Raw genomic sequence first — 14,143 nt, forward strand, 5'->3', positions numbered from 1 at the left:
GACCGAGAGGACGCGCTGGCGCGGCTCTGGCCGATCACATAATCGTCGAGCACATCGCAGATTTCTGCGGGGTCGGCACGCCGCCATCCTTCTTGCCGACGAGACCGCCCTTGGTCTCTTCGCGGATGATGTCGTTGCACAGTTCCACGCATTCGTCGCAGATGAAGACGGTCGGCCCTGCGATCAGCTTGCGCACCTCATGCTGCGACTTGCCGCAGAAGGAGCAGTAAAGCGTGCTTTTCGAGTCCGAACCGGTAAGCTTAGTCATTCGCCATTCTCTCTATCCCCCCCGGAAGTTAATCACCAGATCCGCGCCGGCGGGAGATTTTTCTGGTCCAAAGGCCATTCTAGCCCGCAGCGCGTCCGTTCCACAAGGGGAGAAAGTGACGCGCTGCGGTAAAGATAGTCTTTAGGCCTCGTTGGGGTCCGCCATTTGCGGGCGGCGGTCGAACACTTCGTCGACCAGGCCAAACGCCTTGGCTTCGTCCGCTTCAAGGAAGGTGTCGCGGTCCATTGCCCGCTCCACGGCCTCCAGCGTCTGGCCGGTATATTGGACATACAGGTCATTGAGGCGGCGACGGATACGCAGGATTTCCTTGGCCTGAATCTCGATGTCCGAGGCCATGCCCTGCGCGCCGCCCGAAGGCTGGTGCACCATGATGCGCGCATTGGACAGCGCGATGCGCTTGCCCGGCTCGCCAGCGGCGAGCAGGAAGCTGCCCATGGACGCGGCCTGACCGATGCAGACAGTGCCGACCTGCGGCCGGATATATTTCATCGTGTCATGGATCGCCATGCCGGACGTCACCACGCCGCCGGGCGAATTGATGTACATCCAGATATCCTTCTTCGGATTTTCCGATTCCAGGAACAGGAGCTGGGCGACGATCAGCGAGGCCATATGATCTTCGACCTGGCCGGTCACGAAGATGATCCGTTCCCGCAGCAGCCGCGAAAAAATGTCGAAGCTGCGTTCGCCGCGGTTCGATTGTTCGATGACGATGGGGACCAGCGCGGCCATGGGGTCGGACATGATATCGGTCATTTTTCTCTTTTCCGGGTAGTTGCTTTTGCCCACGCCCTACATCGGCACAAAAAGCCACGGGTTCAAGGGGGAACCAACCATCCCGCAATCTATTGATCGGCCAGCATCCAACCGAAGGAAAGACCCGTGTCCGATCAGTCCCCGCCCTTTGCCACCGTCGCCGGCGGTCGTTGGCCCTACTCCTCGCGGTGGAAGGCGCTGCTGGCGCGCGGGGTGATCGGCGTGCTGCTGGGCATCGTGGCGATGCTGTATCCCTTCACCGCGCTGGTGGCCTTCACGATGGTGTTTGCCGTCTATGCCTTTGTCGACGGGGTGTTTTCGTTCATCGCCGCGGTTCGGCGCGCTGGTGAAGGCGCGCACTGGATCGCGATGCTGGTGCGCGGTCTTCTGGGCATAGCGCTGGGCGTGCTGTTCGTGATGATGCCGCTGGCGGCGACGGTCAGCTATGCGATGCTGACGCTGTTCTTCGTGGCGGGCTGGGCAATATTGGCGGGAATGCTGGAAATCGCCGCCGCCATCCGGTTGCGCGACGAGATCGAGGGCGAATGGCTGCTGGCCGTCAACGGCCTGCTCACGCTAGCGCTGGGGATCGGCATCATCATCCTGTTCACGCTCAATCCGGTGGTCAGCATCCTGTCGCTGGGATGGGCGATCGGCGCCTATGCGCTATTGTCCGGGCTATTGCTGATCGTCCTGGCCTTCCGCCTGCGCCGGAAGGCTCAGGGACGGGCGTAATCCGACGGCGCGCGGAAGGCGAGATAGGCAAGCCGGCGCACTTCCCGCCGGCCGCGCACGACTGTATCGAGAATGAGCCCGCAAGTGGCGGACAGGGTGGCGAGGATCATGAGGCCCGTCACGAGGATCGCGGTCGGAAAGCGCGGCACCAGGCCGGTTTCGAGATAGGTGACGATGAGCGGCGCGGCGAGACCCAGCGCGAGAACGGCCAGCAGCGCCGCGATGATCCCGAAAAACAGCACGGGCCGTTCGATCCGGTATAGCGTGATGATCGTGCGCAGGATGCGAAAGCCGTCGCGATAGGTGCTGAGCTTGCTGACCGATCCTTCGGGCCGCGCGCCATAGGCGGTGACGACCTCCGCGACGGGCATGGCCAGTTCCAGCGCATGGACCGACATTTCCGTTTCAATCTCGAAACCGGCGGAGAGGACGGGAAAACTTTTCACAAAGCGGCGGGAAAAAACGCGATAGCCGGACAGAATGTCGGTGAAGCTGCGTCCGAACAGTTGCTTAAGCAAGGTGGTGAGCGCCCAGTTGCCGAAGCGGTGGCCGCGGCGATAGGCCGCCTCCACCTCGTCCCGGCGGCTGCCCACGACCATGTCGAGATTATCCTCCAGCATGGCCGCGACCATGCGGGGCGCCGCGGCGGCTTCATAGGTCGCATCGCCATCGGCCATGACGTAGATATCGGCGTCGACGTCCGCGAACATGCGACGTACGACATGGCCCTTGCCCTGCTGGCTGACGCGGCGCACGATGGCCCCTGCCCCGGCCGCCAGCTCACGGCTGCCGTCGCTGCTGTTATTGTCGAACACATAAATGTCGGCATGCGGCAAGGCTCGGCGGAAATCCTCCACCGTCTGCACGATGGCGCCGGCTTCATTATAGCAGGGCAGAAGGACGGCGATGCGCGGGGTGGCCGCGCCGGTTTCGCTGTTCACTGCGGGAAATTCCTTCATCGCCTTCTCATGCCCTGCCTTATGCGTGCGACAGCCATGGCGCATCATGATTAAGATTTCATCTGCCATGCCGGTCCCGAAATGAAAAGCGCCCGCGCTTCCGTAGAGGAAGCGGGGCGCCTGTTCATGTGTGGCCGTAAGGCTTATTCAGCCTTGGCAGCAGCCTTCTTGGGAGCAGCCTTCTTCTTGGGCTTTTCCTCGGTCGTGGCATCGGCCTCTACGGCATCGTCCTTTTTGGCCGCAGCTTTCTTGGCGGCTGGCTTCTTGGCAGGCGCTTCTTCGGCGGCCGGCGCAGCGTCTTCATCAGCCTTGGCGGGTTCGGCGGCCTTTTTCTTGGGGGCAGCCTTCTTCGCTTTGGGCTTGTCGTCATGATCATGGTCATGACCGCAGTCGGGGCCATGGACATGCGGCTTGATGTCGCCATCTTCCGCCTCGATTGCCGCTTCCAGTTCCTCACGGGTCACGGCGCGATCAGTGATTTCCGCCTTTTCGAACAGGAAGTCGACGACCTTGTCCTCATAGAGCGGCGCGCGCAACTGAGCGGCGGCCATCGGGTCCTGACGGACATATTGCACGAAGCGCTCGCGATCCTGCGGGCCATACTGCTGCGCAGCCTGCATGATGAGGCGATTCATTTCCTGGTCCGACACGGCCACGCCATTGGCCTGGCCGATTTCCGAGAGCAGGAGGCCCAGGCGGACGCGACGCACGGCGATGGCGCGATAATCCTCCTTTTCGGCTTCCATTTCCTTGAGCGCGGCTTCGGGATCTTCCTCGTGGCTCGCTTCATGCTCAAGCTGCTGCCAGATCTGGTTGAATTCGGCCTCCACCATGCTGGGCGGGACGTCGAAATCATGATTGGCGGCCAGCTGGTCCAGCAGCTTGCGCTTCATATGGGTGCGGGTGAGGCCGTTATGCTCCTGCTCGATCTGGCCCTTGAGCAGTTCGTTGAGCTTGTCGAGGCTTTCCAGGCCCAGCGACTTGGCGAAATCCTCGTCCACCTTGGGCTTGTCGCCGTTCAGCACCGCCTTCACCGTGACATCGAAGGTCGCAGCCTTGCCGGCCAGATGTTCAGCGCCATAATCTTCGGGGAAAGTGACGTCGATCGTCTTTTCCTCACCCTTCTTGACGCCGGTCAGCTGCTCTTCGAAGCCCGGAATGAACTGGCCCGAACCGATCTTCAAGCGGATATCCTCGGCGCTGCCGCCTTCGAACGCTTCGCCGTCGACCTTGCCGACGAAATCGATCACCAGCGTGTCGCCTTCGGCCGCGGCATGATCATCGGCATGGTCTTCCAGCGCGCCCTGCTGGCCGGCGATACGGGCGGCGGCTTCGGCGACCTTGTCGTCGGCGACTTCGACGGTCAGCCGCTCAAGCTTGAGCCCTTCGATGCTGGGCGCCGTGATTTCGGGCAGCACTTCCAGCTCGACCTTGACCTCAGCGTCCTTGCCGAATTCGAACCCTTCGTCCAGTTCGACCGACGGCTGCATCGCGGGACGCAGCTTCTGGTCGGCGATCAGCTTCTGGATGCTGTCCTGGATGCTGTTGTTGAGTGCATCGCGCTGAAGCGATTCACCGTGCATCTTCTTGACAAGGTTGGCCGGCACCTTGCCGGGGCGGAAGCCGGGCATCCGCACCTGCGGCGCGATCGCCTTCACTTCCTTGTCAACGCGAGCGTCGATATCCTTCGATGTGATGGTCACGGTGTAGGCGCGCTTCAGGCCCTCGTTCAACGTCTCGACAGTCTGCATCTCTTCTCTCAAACGCTTTCTTCAGCTGAATTTCGGTGGCGCCTGCGATGGCCTGGACCTGGCGCACTGGTGCGGGCGAAGGGACTCGAACCCCCACATCTTGCGATACCAGAACCTAAATCTGGCGCGTCTACCAGTTTCGCCACGCCCGCATCGGTCGCCGGTCGGCGCGGCATAGAGAAAAGCGCGGTCAGTGGCAAGGGATAGTGGATCAGCCGGCGGAACTGGCTGAACGCGCCATGCGTAACTGTCATGACAAACCCCCGTCAAGGAGAGGCCCATGGCCACCCAGCCCGACCCAAACCCCGCCGCCGTTCCGCCGCCCGACCGCATTCAACCGCAATCACCCGACGAAATGCCCGTGCCCGAACGGCCTGCCGAAACGCCGATGACCGAGCCGGACGAAATCACGCCTGTATCCCCCGATTATGACCAGCCCGATCGGGCACCGACCGAGCTGCCACCGCCGCCGGATTGATGCGCGGCGCATCAACTGTGCGCCATATGCCACAGCAGGATAATAAATTTACTCGGATTTGGAACTTTTGGGTCGATCGTTAAAAATAGGCTTCCGTTCGGGTGGACAGGCCCCTGCATCCATGATTGAACTATGACAGATAAAAGAAATCGGGAGAGGCGCGGCTGACAACGATCAGGGGGTCCATGTGCAACGGGTTCGCGCCAAACTGGAATGGTTCAAAACGGTCATATTACCGCAGGAGGCTGCGCTTCGCGGTCGGCTGCGGCGAATATTGCCGTCCACCCATGAATTGGAAGACATGGTCGCCGAGGTTCTGGCCCGCGCCTATGCCACTGAAAATTGGGAAAATGTGACGACGGGCCGGGCCTATCTGTTCACGATCGCCCGCAATCTGGTCATCGACACCGCCCGCCGCAACAAGGTGGTGAGTTTCGAGACGATCGCCGATCTGGAACTTCTAGGCGGCGAAAATAACATCGAGGCGCAGCTTCATGCCCGTGAAGCGCTGCGCCAGGTCGAGGTGATCGTCGAGTCGCTGCCGCCGCAATGCCGCCGCGTCTTCATCCTGCGACGCATTCACGAAAAATCGATGCTGGAAATAGCGGAGGAAATGTCCCTGTCCGTTTCAACAGTTGAAAAACATCTGGCCAAAGCAATCGCAATAGTTATGCGGGCCTGGGCGGAACGTGAGGAAACGGACTTCGAACGTGCAGGCGTCGGAACCAGATTCAAGCTACGCGGGCAGGGACGCGATCGAGGCGGAAGCCGCGCGCCTGCTGGCCAGGCTTAACAGCGATCCCAGCCCGGACGATGAAGCAGAAATCTGCGCCTGGATCGAGGCCGATCCCCGTCATGCCGTAGCCTTTGCCCGGGCGGAAGCCGCCTGGGACGCATCGGAACGGCTGAAAAGCGCAGCCGCCGACATCACGCTGCCCCCGATACAGCAAATCATCAGCGAAGCCGACCAGCGCCGCCTGTCGCGCAACATCATGGTCGCCGCCGGTGTCGCCATATTATTGTTCGTCGTCGCCGCGATCGTGACCGTGCGTACGTTCAGCGGCGTGGAGCGCTACGAAACCGGCGTGGGCCAGATGCGCGACATCGCGCTGGAAGATGGGTCCATCCTGCACCTCAACAGTGACAGCGAGGTCGAGGCCCGGTTCACCAGCAATGGCCGCAAGGTCCGGGTGATGAAGGGCGAGGCGTCGTTCGAGATCAGCCATGATCCCGCGCGCCCGTTCGATGTGGAAGCGCGCGCTGCGGTGATCCGCGCGGTCGGCACCGCGTTCAACGTCCGGTTGCGGCCGTCGCTGGTGGAACTGACCGTCACCCATGGGAAGGTAACCGTCCATTGCGGCGACAGCCCGTTGCAGCAGGTGGCGGCCGGCAGCGGCGCGGTGATCCAGCCGCGCAGCATTTCCCTCACCCGACTGGGTCCAAAGATCGTCGAGCAGCGCACAGCCTGGCGCGCGCAGATGGTGGAACTGGACGGCGAAACCGTCGAACAGGCGGCCGATGAGTTCAACCGCTATCGCAAGGCCCCGATCCTGATCGGCGATACCCGCGTGTCGGCGCTGCGGATCGGCGGACGATTTCGCACCACCGACAGCCAGGAGTTTCTGTCCGCTCTGCAATTGAGCCTGCCGATCCGAGTGGTGGATGGCGAGGATGGATCAGTGATGCTGCTGTATCGCGACAATGCCGCGGATGGTGAGCCCCCTCCTCTCGCCTAGGCGCGCGGATTTGGAGCCCGGCGCCGCTTGCGGCGCGGATAGGGGGTCGAACGCCGCTTGCGCCTAGCCTAACAGCATGTCGACCAGTTCGGTCACGAGCCGCGTGGCGGGGCCGAGTCGGGTTTCATCGAACAGGGCGCTGCCCGCCGACGGCTCCAGATTGAGTTCGATGGTGCGCGCGCCAGCGTCACGGGCGGTCTGGACGAAACCGGCGGCGGGATAGACTGCGCCTGAGGTTCCGATTGACACGAACAGGTCCGCCCGTTCGAGCGCGGCGAAAATTCGATCCATCTGATAGGGCATTTCGCCGAAAAAGACGATGTCGGGACGCAGCCGTGGTTCGTTGCACTTGGCGCAGGTCGAAGCCGGCGGCAGAGCATCAGTCCAGGGCGCAGCCGCCCCGCAGGCGGCGCACAGGGCCGATTTCAGCTCTCCATGCATGTGGAGCAGCCGCGTCGCGCCGGCGCGCTCATGCAGATCGTCGACATTCTGGGTGACGATCAGCAACCCGCCCGGCCACTCCCGATCAAGACGGGCCAGCGCCTGATGGGCGGCATTAGGCGCGACCTGCGCCAATTTGGCCCGCCGTTCGTCATAGAAACGGTGAACCGTCGCCGGATCGCGCGCCAGCGCTTCGGGCGTGCAGACGTCTTCTACCCTATGCCCCTCCCATAGGCCGTCAGGCCCTCGGAACGTCGCAAGGCCGCTTTCGGCCGAAATGCCGGCGCCAGTCAGAATGACGATCGAGTCGGAGCGGTTCATCTGCATGACCAGGACCTTAAGAGCGCTGGACGGACGCTTCCACCGTCAGGTCGATCGGACGCGCTAAAATAGCCTAGGCCACCGGCGCCAGCTTGCGCGCGCGGTCCCGCCATGTTTCCGCCAGGACCGGCATGTCCGCGAGGGCGCGCACGCCGGCAGAGTCCTTCTTGTGCCCGCCGCCGATCAGCAGCCGGAATACGCGATCGATGGTCCATTCGGGAAAGGGTCGTTCAAGCAGGGTCATTCGGATCCCCGCCTCCGCCTCGCCTTCCTGGATGACGCGCAAATAAATGCCGCACCGGCCGGTCTTGACGATCGTCGCCATGACGTCGCGGGTGCCGAAACGATGGTCAAGTTTCCAGCAGGGCTGGCGGCCATGGCTGATTTCTACAACGGCGCTGCCGAAGGTGAAGCGGTCGCCAAGGCAAAGTTGCGATTCGGTGAGGCCCCGCGCCGCAATATTCTCGCCAAAGGCACCAGGGCTTTCAAGCAGCCTATGGCCAGGCAGACGATCGCGCCACCAACCATAATGATCCTGCGCATAGAGGTGAATTGCTTTGTCCCAGCCACCATGATGGACGCGGTCGGCAACCGCATCGCCTTCCAGTCCGTCCCACCCGACGCGGACCGGCCCGGTCACGGGCCGTTTAGCGATGGCGCTATAGGCATCGTCCCGAAACGGCACGGGCGTCCCGACGAGGAGCGCATCGACGGTCATGAAATTCACGGTCATTCCGCCCGGATGCCATGATGGCAGGCAGGATGCCATGGCCGATCTGCGGCCACCGGCCCCGTCAGAAGAACTTGGCCAGCGCTCCTAGCTGGCGCTCAGTTCCGATCCGAGCTTGAGCACTTCCCCGCCATCGTCCACCTTGATCAGATAGGCGGGATTGTCCTTGCTGCCATTACGGCGGATTTTGGAGCCTTCGATCGTGCGTTCGACATGGCGATCGAACCGCTCTTCCACGCGCCCCCGGCCGACGCCCTGCCCCCAGTTCCACTTGACCCTTTTTCCTTTGCGGAAACTATCGGTCATAGGGGCATCCTCTCCTTTATGGGGCGCATGCCGCGCCGGCCGGTTCATCAACGTGCGAAAGCAAAATTCCCAAGGGCTTGCGCGGTTCCCTTGGGTTTTCATTTCTGTTCGGCTAAGGCGCTGCGATGGATGCTACCGGCCTTCGTGTCGCCCTGTTCAGCGGCAATTACAACTATGTGCGCGATGGCGCGAACCAGGCGCTCAACCGGTTCGTATCCTATCTGCTGCGCCAGGGAGCCGCCGTGCGCGTCTATTCGCCGACTGTGGACACGCCCGCGTTCGAGCCGGCCGGCGACCTGGTCAGCGCCCCCTCCTTCGCCGTGCCGGGGCGAAAGGAATATCGCGTCCCCTATCGCCTGTCCGGCGCGTTGCGCCGCGATCTCAAACAGTTCGGCCCCAATCTGGTGCATGTGTCGAGCCCCGATCCGCTGGGACATCGTGCGGTCAGCTGGGCACGGGCACACGGCCTGCCCACGGTCGCGTCGGTGCATACGCGCTTCGAAACCTATCCACGCTATTATGGTCTGGCCTTTCTGGAGCCGCTGATCGAATCGATGCTGCGGCGCTTCTACCGGCGGTGCGACGCTATCGTCGCCCCGTCCGAATCCATGGCGCAACTGCTGCGCGATCAGCGGATGAGCTATGATGTGGGCATCTGGACACGCGGCATAGATCGCGAGATTTTCTGCCCGGCGCGGCGCGACATGGCGTGGCGGCGATCGCTGGGTATCGGCGACGACATGCCGGTGATCGGCTTCATCGGCCGGCTGGTGATGGAGAAGGGGCTGGACGTCTTTTCCGACACGGTCGATCAACTGGCGCAGCGGCAGGTGCCGCATAAAGTGCTGGTGGTGGGCGAAGGCCCGGCGCGCGAATGGTTTGAAAACAGATTGCCCGGCGCGGTCTTTACAGGCTTTCAAAAGGGCGCGGACCTGGGCCGCGCGGTGGCCAGCATGGACATGCTGTTCAATCCTTCGGTCACCGAAACCTTTGGTAATGTGACGCTGGAAGCGATGGCATGCGGCCTGCCAACGGTTGCCGCGCGCGCGACCGGCAGCGAGAGCTTGGTGACGGAAGGCGTGACCGGACGGTTGATCCGGCCTGGTGCCATCAGCGCGTTCGCGGACGCCTTGCAATATTATTGCGTGGACACGGCCGCGCGTGCAGCGGCAGGCCAGGCGGCGCAGCAGCGGGCGGAGCGCAACGGATGGGATCAGGTCAATCAGGCGCTGGTCGATACCTATCTGCGCGTCATTCGCCAGCGCGCGCAGGGACTGGCTCCGCGTTCCAGCCCTGTTCCCTGATCGCCCGCCCGCCCCTATATCCCTGGCGATGGCCGACCTGTTCGCTTCCCCAGATGACGCCGCCGCCGGTGGCGCGCCCGATACCGCACCGCTCGCCGACCGGCTGCGCCCGCGCACGCTGGGCGATGTCGTCGGGCAGGAGCATCTGACCGGGCCGGACGGCGCGATCGGCCGGATGGTCGCAGCGGGGCGATTATCCTCCATCATTTTCTGGGGCCCGCCGGGTACGGGCAAGACGACGATTTCGCGCTTGCTTGCCCATGCGGTCGGTATGCGGTTCGAACCGATATCCGCGGTGTTTTCGGGCGTCGCCGATCTGAAAAAGGTGTTCGCGGCGGCCAAGGATCATGCGCGCCACGGTGAAAAGACGCTGTTGTTCGTGGACGAGATTCACCGGTTCAATCGCGCGCAGCAAGACAGTTTCCTGCCCTTCGTCGAAAATGGCACGGTGACGCTGGTCGGGGCGACGACCGAAAATCCCAGTTTCGAACTGAACGCGGCGCTGCTGTCACGCGCGCAGGTGCTGATCCTGCGCCGGCTGGACGCCGCTGCGCTGGAGCAATTGCTGGACCGCGCCGAAGGGCTGATGGAACGGCCCCTGCCGCTCGATCCGGCTGCGCGTGAGGCGTTGCTGGCGAGCGCGGATGGCGACGGGCGCTTCCTTTTGAACCAAGTCGAAACCCTCTACGCCATCGACATTCCAGAGCCACTCGATCCGGCCGGGCTGTCCGCGCTGCTCCATCGCCGGGTCGCGGTCTATGACAAGGACCGGGAGGGCCATTATAATCTGATTTCCGCGCTCCATAAGTCGCTGCGTGGGTCCGATCCGCAGGCGGCGCTCTATTATCTGGCGCGGATGCTGACGGCGGGCGAGGAGCCGCTCTACGTGCTGCGCCGGCTGGTCCGGTTCGCGACGGAGGATATTGGCCTCGCCGACCCGCAGGCCGTGGTGCAATGCCTGGCCGCCAAGGATGCCTATGACTTTCTGGGCAGTCCCGAAGGCGAACTGGCCATCGTGCAGGCCTGTCTTTATTGCGCCACCGCGCCAAAATCCAACGCGGCCTATATGGCGATGAAGGCGTCGTTCCGTTCGGCGCGCGAGACCGGATCGCTGATGCCACCAATGAATATCGTCAATGCGCCCACCAAGCTGATGAAGCAGGTCGGCTATGGCAAAAATTACCAATATGACCATGATGCGGCGGAGGGCTTTTCCGGCGCGAATTATTGGCCCGAAGAGATGGAGGCGCAGACTTTCTACGCCCCCACCGATCGCGGCTTCGAGGCGCGCGTGGCAGAACGCATGGCCTATTGGGACAGGCTGCGCGCGGAGCGCGGCACAGGGTGACACCCCGGTTCGAGCGATTTGCCGCTATCGACTGGTCTGGTGCGAAGGGCGCGCGCCACAAGGGGATAGCGGTAGCGCTTTGCGGGGCGGGCGACGCCGTTCCGCAGTTGATCACCGCGCCGGAGGGCCTGTGGTCGCGGCAGGCGGTGGCGGATTGGGTGAGGGCGGAGGCGACGCGCGGCAACACGCTGTTCGGGTTCGATTTCAGCTTCGCCCCGCCCTTCGTTGAGCGAGGCGGCTATCTTCCCGGAGACGTGGTGCCCGATGATGGGCCGGAGTTCTGGGCCTATGTCGATGCGATCTGCAACGACACCGATCTGGGCGCGGCGAGCCTGTTGGAGATTACTCATCGCCGCCATTTTTATTTCGGCAAGGCGGATGGGGTGAAAGCAGCCTTCATGCATCATCGCATCTGCGAGGCGCGCTATAATGCAGGCGGAGGCGGCAAGCCGTCCGCCGTCTATGATGCCATCGGCGCGGCACAGGTCGCGAAGGCGAGTTTCGCGGGCATGCGGATGCTGCACCATGTGCGGCGGCAGGTGCCGGTCTGGCCATTCGACCCCTGCCCCACCGCCGGCTCGCTGATCGTCGAAATTTATACCAGCATCGCCGCGCGCGCGGCCGGGCGGCCCAAAGGGCGGACGAAAATGCGCGATGCGAATGCGCTCGATTCGGCGCTGGCGGCACTTGGGTCGAGGCCGCATGACGGGCCCATGCCGGATGACCATGGCGCGGACGCGATCGTCACCGCCGCCTGGATGCGCCGCACGGCGACGACCCCCGCGCTCTGGGTTCCGGCCATGCTGACGGACGAGATCGCGCGCACCGAAGGGTGGACCTTCGGGGTGGTGTGACACGGTTTCAGGAGAAATGGTGCCGGCTGAGGGGATCGAACCCCCGACCTTCGGTTTACAAAACCGCTGCACTACCGCTGTGCTAAGCCGGCTGGATGGCGAGTGCCCTAATGTCGGGCGGCATTGCGGTCAACGGCGAAATGCCGATGCATCGTCAGACGAACAGACGCGCTCTAGCTGCCAGGCGACCAACCGGGCGGCGCGAGGGTGAAGCCGGCAAATTCGAAGCCAGGCGTGACGGTGCAACTGACCAGCGTCCATCCGCCCATCGGCCTTGCCGATTGCCAGTGATGCGCAGGGACCAGCATCTGGGGCATCTGGCCACCGATGATGTCGGCCCCCAGGATGGCTTCGGATGCCGGGCCGTCCGCAGACGCGATGGAGAGGATGAGTGGCGCGCCGGCGTGCCAGAACCAATGTTCGTCCGCATCGACCCGATGCCAATGCGAGTGTTGATGCGCCTCCAGCAGGAACAGGATCGCGGTGCCGGCCGCCCGCCCGTCAGCAGCCGTCGCCGCGCGCCAAGTCTCACGATACCATCCGCCTTCCGGATGGGGCGACAGGTCAAGGGACGCGATCAGCGCCCTCCCATCCTGCTCATCGACGCTGCGCATCATTTCACCTCAAATTTTATGGCTGTGGAAACAAAGGCTTGGGCTGTTGCCGCAGGTTCATGCAACCTCAATCAATAAAAGGGGGTTCAAGCGTCAAATCACGCTAAAGGAGGAGATACTCATGCGTAAAGCTCTTATGGCCCTCGCCGCCGTGTCGCTGGCGGTTCCGGTTTCGATGGCAGTCCCCACTGATGGCGCGCAAGCGCGCAAGCATCATCGCTACAAGGAATGGCGCGGTCGCGACGGACGCACCTATTGCCGCAAGTCGGACGGGACCACGGGCCTGATCATCGGCGGCGTCGGCGGTGCGCTGGTCGGCCGGGCGATCGACACGCGCGGTGATCGCGCCACCGGCACGATCCTGGGCGCTGCTGGCGGCGCGCTGCTGGGCAAGGAAATCGACAGCAAGCGCCGCTGCCGCTGAACGGGCGTTGCCCGCTTAGCTGAAAGCAACGCGAACGAAAAAAGGGACGACATCCAGTACGGATGCCGTCCCTTTTTTATCCGTGAAAGCGGGCGTCAGTTGGATGCGGCGCCGCGGGCTTCCTCGACGGGGAAGCTGACCGACTGGCCGTTCGACACACCCGAAACCTTGCCATCCTTCACCGACAGGTTGAAGGCGACCGAACCGGGGTAGCGACGGCCCGAAATCTTCTGGCCGGTCTTGGTATCCTTGACGTCATAGACGTAGGTATAGCCTTCGTGCGTGAAGCGCTGCTTGGTGGCGTCTTCAGCCTGGGCAGCAGTGGCGGCGATGGCGCTGAGCGCGCCGGCAACAATCAACTTGGACAGCATTCGCATAGGGTTTCTCCTTGTGAATGCCGATCAAACACCTCTTGAACATATTATTATCTGCTTGCCGTCACACTATGTTGCAGCGCAGCGGGACGGCAATCGCAAAAACGGGCATGCTGGTTGCAGTCGACGCAACCAGCCAGAACGACGGGCGTCAAGCCTTTGACATAGCGACAATATGGTCGAATTGCGCCGGTGTCAGGGGGCTGACGGACAGGCGCGGCTGCCGGATGATCGCCATGTCCGACAGGGCGTCCTGCGTCTTCATGGCCTTGAGTGTGACCGGATTGGCAAGCCTTTCCTTCGGCGCGACATGGACCGCGATCCATTTGCCCGAGGAATCGGTGCTGTCAGGCGCGGCTTCCTCCACGATGGACATGATGCCGACCGCCGCGAGGCCGATATTGCTGTGGTAGAAGAGGGCCAGATCACCCTTGCGCATCGCGCGCATATGACCCTGCGCGGCATGGTTGCGCACACCGTCCCACTCCGCCTGGCCCTTCGCGACCAGGTCATCGTAGGAGAAGACATCAGGTTCGGATTTCATGAGCCAATAGTGCATTTTGCCTTCTTGCAACAGCGGCCCGGGACGATCAAGGATGCGGCCATACACGGCCCTGCCCCCTTGGCGGAAAAGGGTCATTCAAGAATGTGGAGATAGCAAGGTGTCGCAAACGGTGCTGGATCAGGTGCCTGTCCTGTCCATGGCGGAGATGTCAAAGGCGG

17 protein-coding genes, 2 tRNA genes and 1 pseudogene are annotated in these 14,143 nt (G+C 63.0%); 8 read left to right on the forward strand and 12 right to left on the reverse strand.

Annotation, left to right across the window (positions count from 1 at the left end):
- Positions 1–268, reverse strand: a pseudogene (locus tag SKA58_RS08255) (ClpX C4-type zinc finger protein); the annotation flags it as partial.
- A 141-nt stretch (positions 269–409) separates the two neighbouring features.
- The gene (gene clpP, locus SKA58_RS08260) at positions 410–1,045 is read right to left on the reverse strand and encodes an ATP-dependent Clp endopeptidase proteolytic subunit ClpP (protein WP_009821941.1); all 636 of its coding nucleotides are present in this window, start codon (positions 1,043–1,045) and stop codon (positions 410–412) included.
- A gap of 126 nt (positions 1,046–1,171) precedes the next feature.
- Here clpP and SKA58_RS08265 point away from each other — a divergent pair, with 126 nt between their 5' ends.
- Entirely contained in the window at positions 1,172–1,780 is a 609-nt protein-coding gene (locus SKA58_RS08265; protein ID WP_009821942.1) for an HdeD family acid-resistance protein, read from the forward strand.
- On the opposite strand, the gene SKA58_RS08270 is transcribed toward SKA58_RS08265, so the two are convergent.
- The 3 genes from SKA58_RS08270 to SKA58_RS08280 all read right to left on the reverse strand — a co-directional run bounded on the left by SKA58_RS08270 (position 1,765) and on the right by SKA58_RS08280 (position 4,642).
- Complete coding sequence (locus tag SKA58_RS08270) at positions 1,765–2,739, reverse strand: glycosyltransferase family 2 protein (protein WP_037542761.1); 975 nt, start codon at positions 2,737–2,739, stop codon at positions 1,765–1,767. The two genes, SKA58_RS08265 and SKA58_RS08270, sit on opposite strands and share 16 nt — an antisense overlap.
- A gap of 143 nt (positions 2,740–2,882) precedes the next feature.
- On the reverse strand, positions 2,883–4,490 hold the full coding sequence (gene tig, locus SKA58_RS08275) for a trigger factor (RefSeq protein ID WP_009821944.1): 1,608 nt from the start codon (positions 4,488–4,490) through the stop codon (positions 2,883–2,885).
- 67 nt (positions 4,491–4,557) lie between these two features.
- A tRNA-Leu gene (locus SKA58_RS08280) sits at positions 4,558–4,642 on the reverse strand.
- A 128-nt stretch (positions 4,643–4,770) separates the two neighbouring features.
- Between SKA58_RS08280 and SKA58_RS08285 the strand changes: the two genes are divergently transcribed.
- From SKA58_RS08285 to SKA58_RS08295, 3 genes are all read left to right on the forward strand, one after another.
- A complete protein-coding gene (locus SKA58_RS08285; RefSeq protein ID WP_009821945.1) occupies positions 4,771–4,968 on the forward strand; it encodes a hypothetical protein in 198 nt (65 codons plus the stop codon).
- A gap of 187 nt (positions 4,969–5,155) precedes the next feature.
- Positions 5,156–5,761 (forward strand): RNA polymerase sigma factor, encoded by a 606-nt coding sequence (locus SKA58_RS08290; RefSeq protein ID WP_009821946.1) that lies wholly within the window; start codon positions 5,156–5,158, stop codon positions 5,759–5,761.
- Positions 5,679–6,704 (forward strand): FecR family protein, encoded by a 1,026-nt coding sequence (locus SKA58_RS08295; RefSeq protein ID WP_009821947.1) that lies wholly within the window; start codon positions 5,679–5,681, stop codon positions 6,702–6,704. The genes SKA58_RS08290 and SKA58_RS08295 overlap by 83 nt, the downstream gene beginning before the upstream one ends.
- A 63-nt stretch (positions 6,705–6,767) precedes the next feature.
- Here the strand turns inward: SKA58_RS08295 and SKA58_RS08300 are convergent, their stop codons facing one another.
- The 3 genes from SKA58_RS08300 to SKA58_RS08310 all read right to left on the reverse strand — a co-directional run bounded on the left by SKA58_RS08300 (position 6,768) and on the right by SKA58_RS08310 (position 8,502).
- Positions 6,768–7,472, reverse strand: coding sequence for an NAD-dependent deacylase (locus SKA58_RS08300; protein WP_009821948.1), 705 nt, complete (start codon positions 7,470–7,472; stop codon positions 6,768–6,770).
- Positions 7,473–7,539: 67 nt separating this feature from the next.
- Entirely contained in the window at positions 7,540–8,199 is a 660-nt protein-coding gene (locus SKA58_RS08305; RefSeq protein ID WP_037542310.1) for an MOSC domain-containing protein, read from the reverse strand.
- Positions 8,200–8,283: 84 nt separating this feature from the next.
- Positions 8,284–8,502, reverse strand: coding sequence for a DUF2945 domain-containing protein (locus SKA58_RS08310; RefSeq protein WP_037542312.1), 219 nt, complete (start codon positions 8,500–8,502; stop codon positions 8,284–8,286).
- A 125-nt stretch (positions 8,503–8,627) separates the two neighbouring features.
- Between SKA58_RS08310 and SKA58_RS08315 the strand changes: the two genes are divergently transcribed.
- Genes SKA58_RS08315 through SKA58_RS08325 form a run of 3 tightly spaced genes read left to right on the forward strand, consistent with a single transcriptional unit; the run spans position 8,628 to position 12,008 of the window.
- Positions 8,628–9,806, forward strand: a complete 1,179-nt coding sequence (locus SKA58_RS08315) for a glycosyltransferase family 4 protein (RefSeq protein WP_009821951.1) — start codon at positions 8,628–8,630, stop codon at positions 9,804–9,806.
- 28 nt (positions 9,807–9,834) lie between these two features.
- Positions 9,835–11,154, forward strand: coding sequence for a replication-associated recombination protein A (locus tag SKA58_RS08320; RefSeq protein ID WP_009821952.1), 1,320 nt, complete (start codon positions 9,835–9,837; stop codon positions 11,152–11,154).
- Positions 11,151–12,008 carry a hypothetical protein gene (locus SKA58_RS08325; RefSeq protein ID WP_009821953.1) on the forward strand — a complete coding sequence of 286 codons (858 nt, stop codon included), beginning with the start codon at positions 11,151–11,153 and terminating at the stop codon, positions 12,006–12,008. The genes SKA58_RS08320 and SKA58_RS08325 overlap by 4 nt, the downstream gene beginning before the upstream one ends.
- A 17-nt stretch (positions 12,009–12,025) precedes the next feature.
- On the opposite strand, the gene SKA58_RS08330 is transcribed toward SKA58_RS08325, so the two are convergent.
- Positions 12,026–12,100: transfer RNA gene (locus SKA58_RS08330), tRNA-Thr, on the reverse strand.
- Positions 12,101–12,181: 81 nt separating this feature from the next.
- Positions 12,182–12,622: a cupin domain-containing protein gene (locus tag SKA58_RS08335; protein ID WP_037542763.1), complete on the reverse strand. Its 441-nt coding sequence runs from the start codon at positions 12,620–12,622 to the stop codon at positions 12,182–12,184.
- 121 nt (positions 12,623–12,743) lie between these two features.
- Between SKA58_RS08335 and SKA58_RS08340 the strand changes: the two genes are divergently transcribed.
- Positions 12,744–13,046, forward strand: a complete 303-nt coding sequence (locus SKA58_RS08340) for a glycine zipper 2TM domain-containing protein (RefSeq protein ID WP_031297471.1) — start codon at positions 12,744–12,746, stop codon at positions 13,044–13,046.
- Between the two features lie 95 nt (positions 13,047–13,141).
- Here SKA58_RS08340 and SKA58_RS08345 read toward each other — a convergent pair whose 3' ends face one another.
- Both SKA58_RS08345 and SKA58_RS08350 read right to left on the reverse strand, forming a co-directional pair.
- The gene (locus SKA58_RS08345) at positions 13,142–13,417 is read right to left on the reverse strand and encodes a hypothetical protein (RefSeq protein WP_009821956.1); all 276 of its coding nucleotides are present in this window, start codon (positions 13,415–13,417) and stop codon (positions 13,142–13,144) included.
- A 154-nt stretch (positions 13,418–13,571) separates the two neighbouring features.
- Entirely contained in the window at positions 13,572–13,979 is a 408-nt protein-coding gene (locus SKA58_RS08350) for an EVE domain-containing protein (RefSeq protein ID WP_037542766.1), read from the reverse strand.
- Positions 13,980–14,143: the final 164 nt, after the last annotated feature.

The sequence above is a fragment of the Sphingomonas sp. SKA58 genome (assembly GCF_000153545.1).
GTDB lineage: Bacteria > Pseudomonadota > Alphaproteobacteria > Sphingomonadales > Sphingomonadaceae > Sphingobium > Sphingobium soli.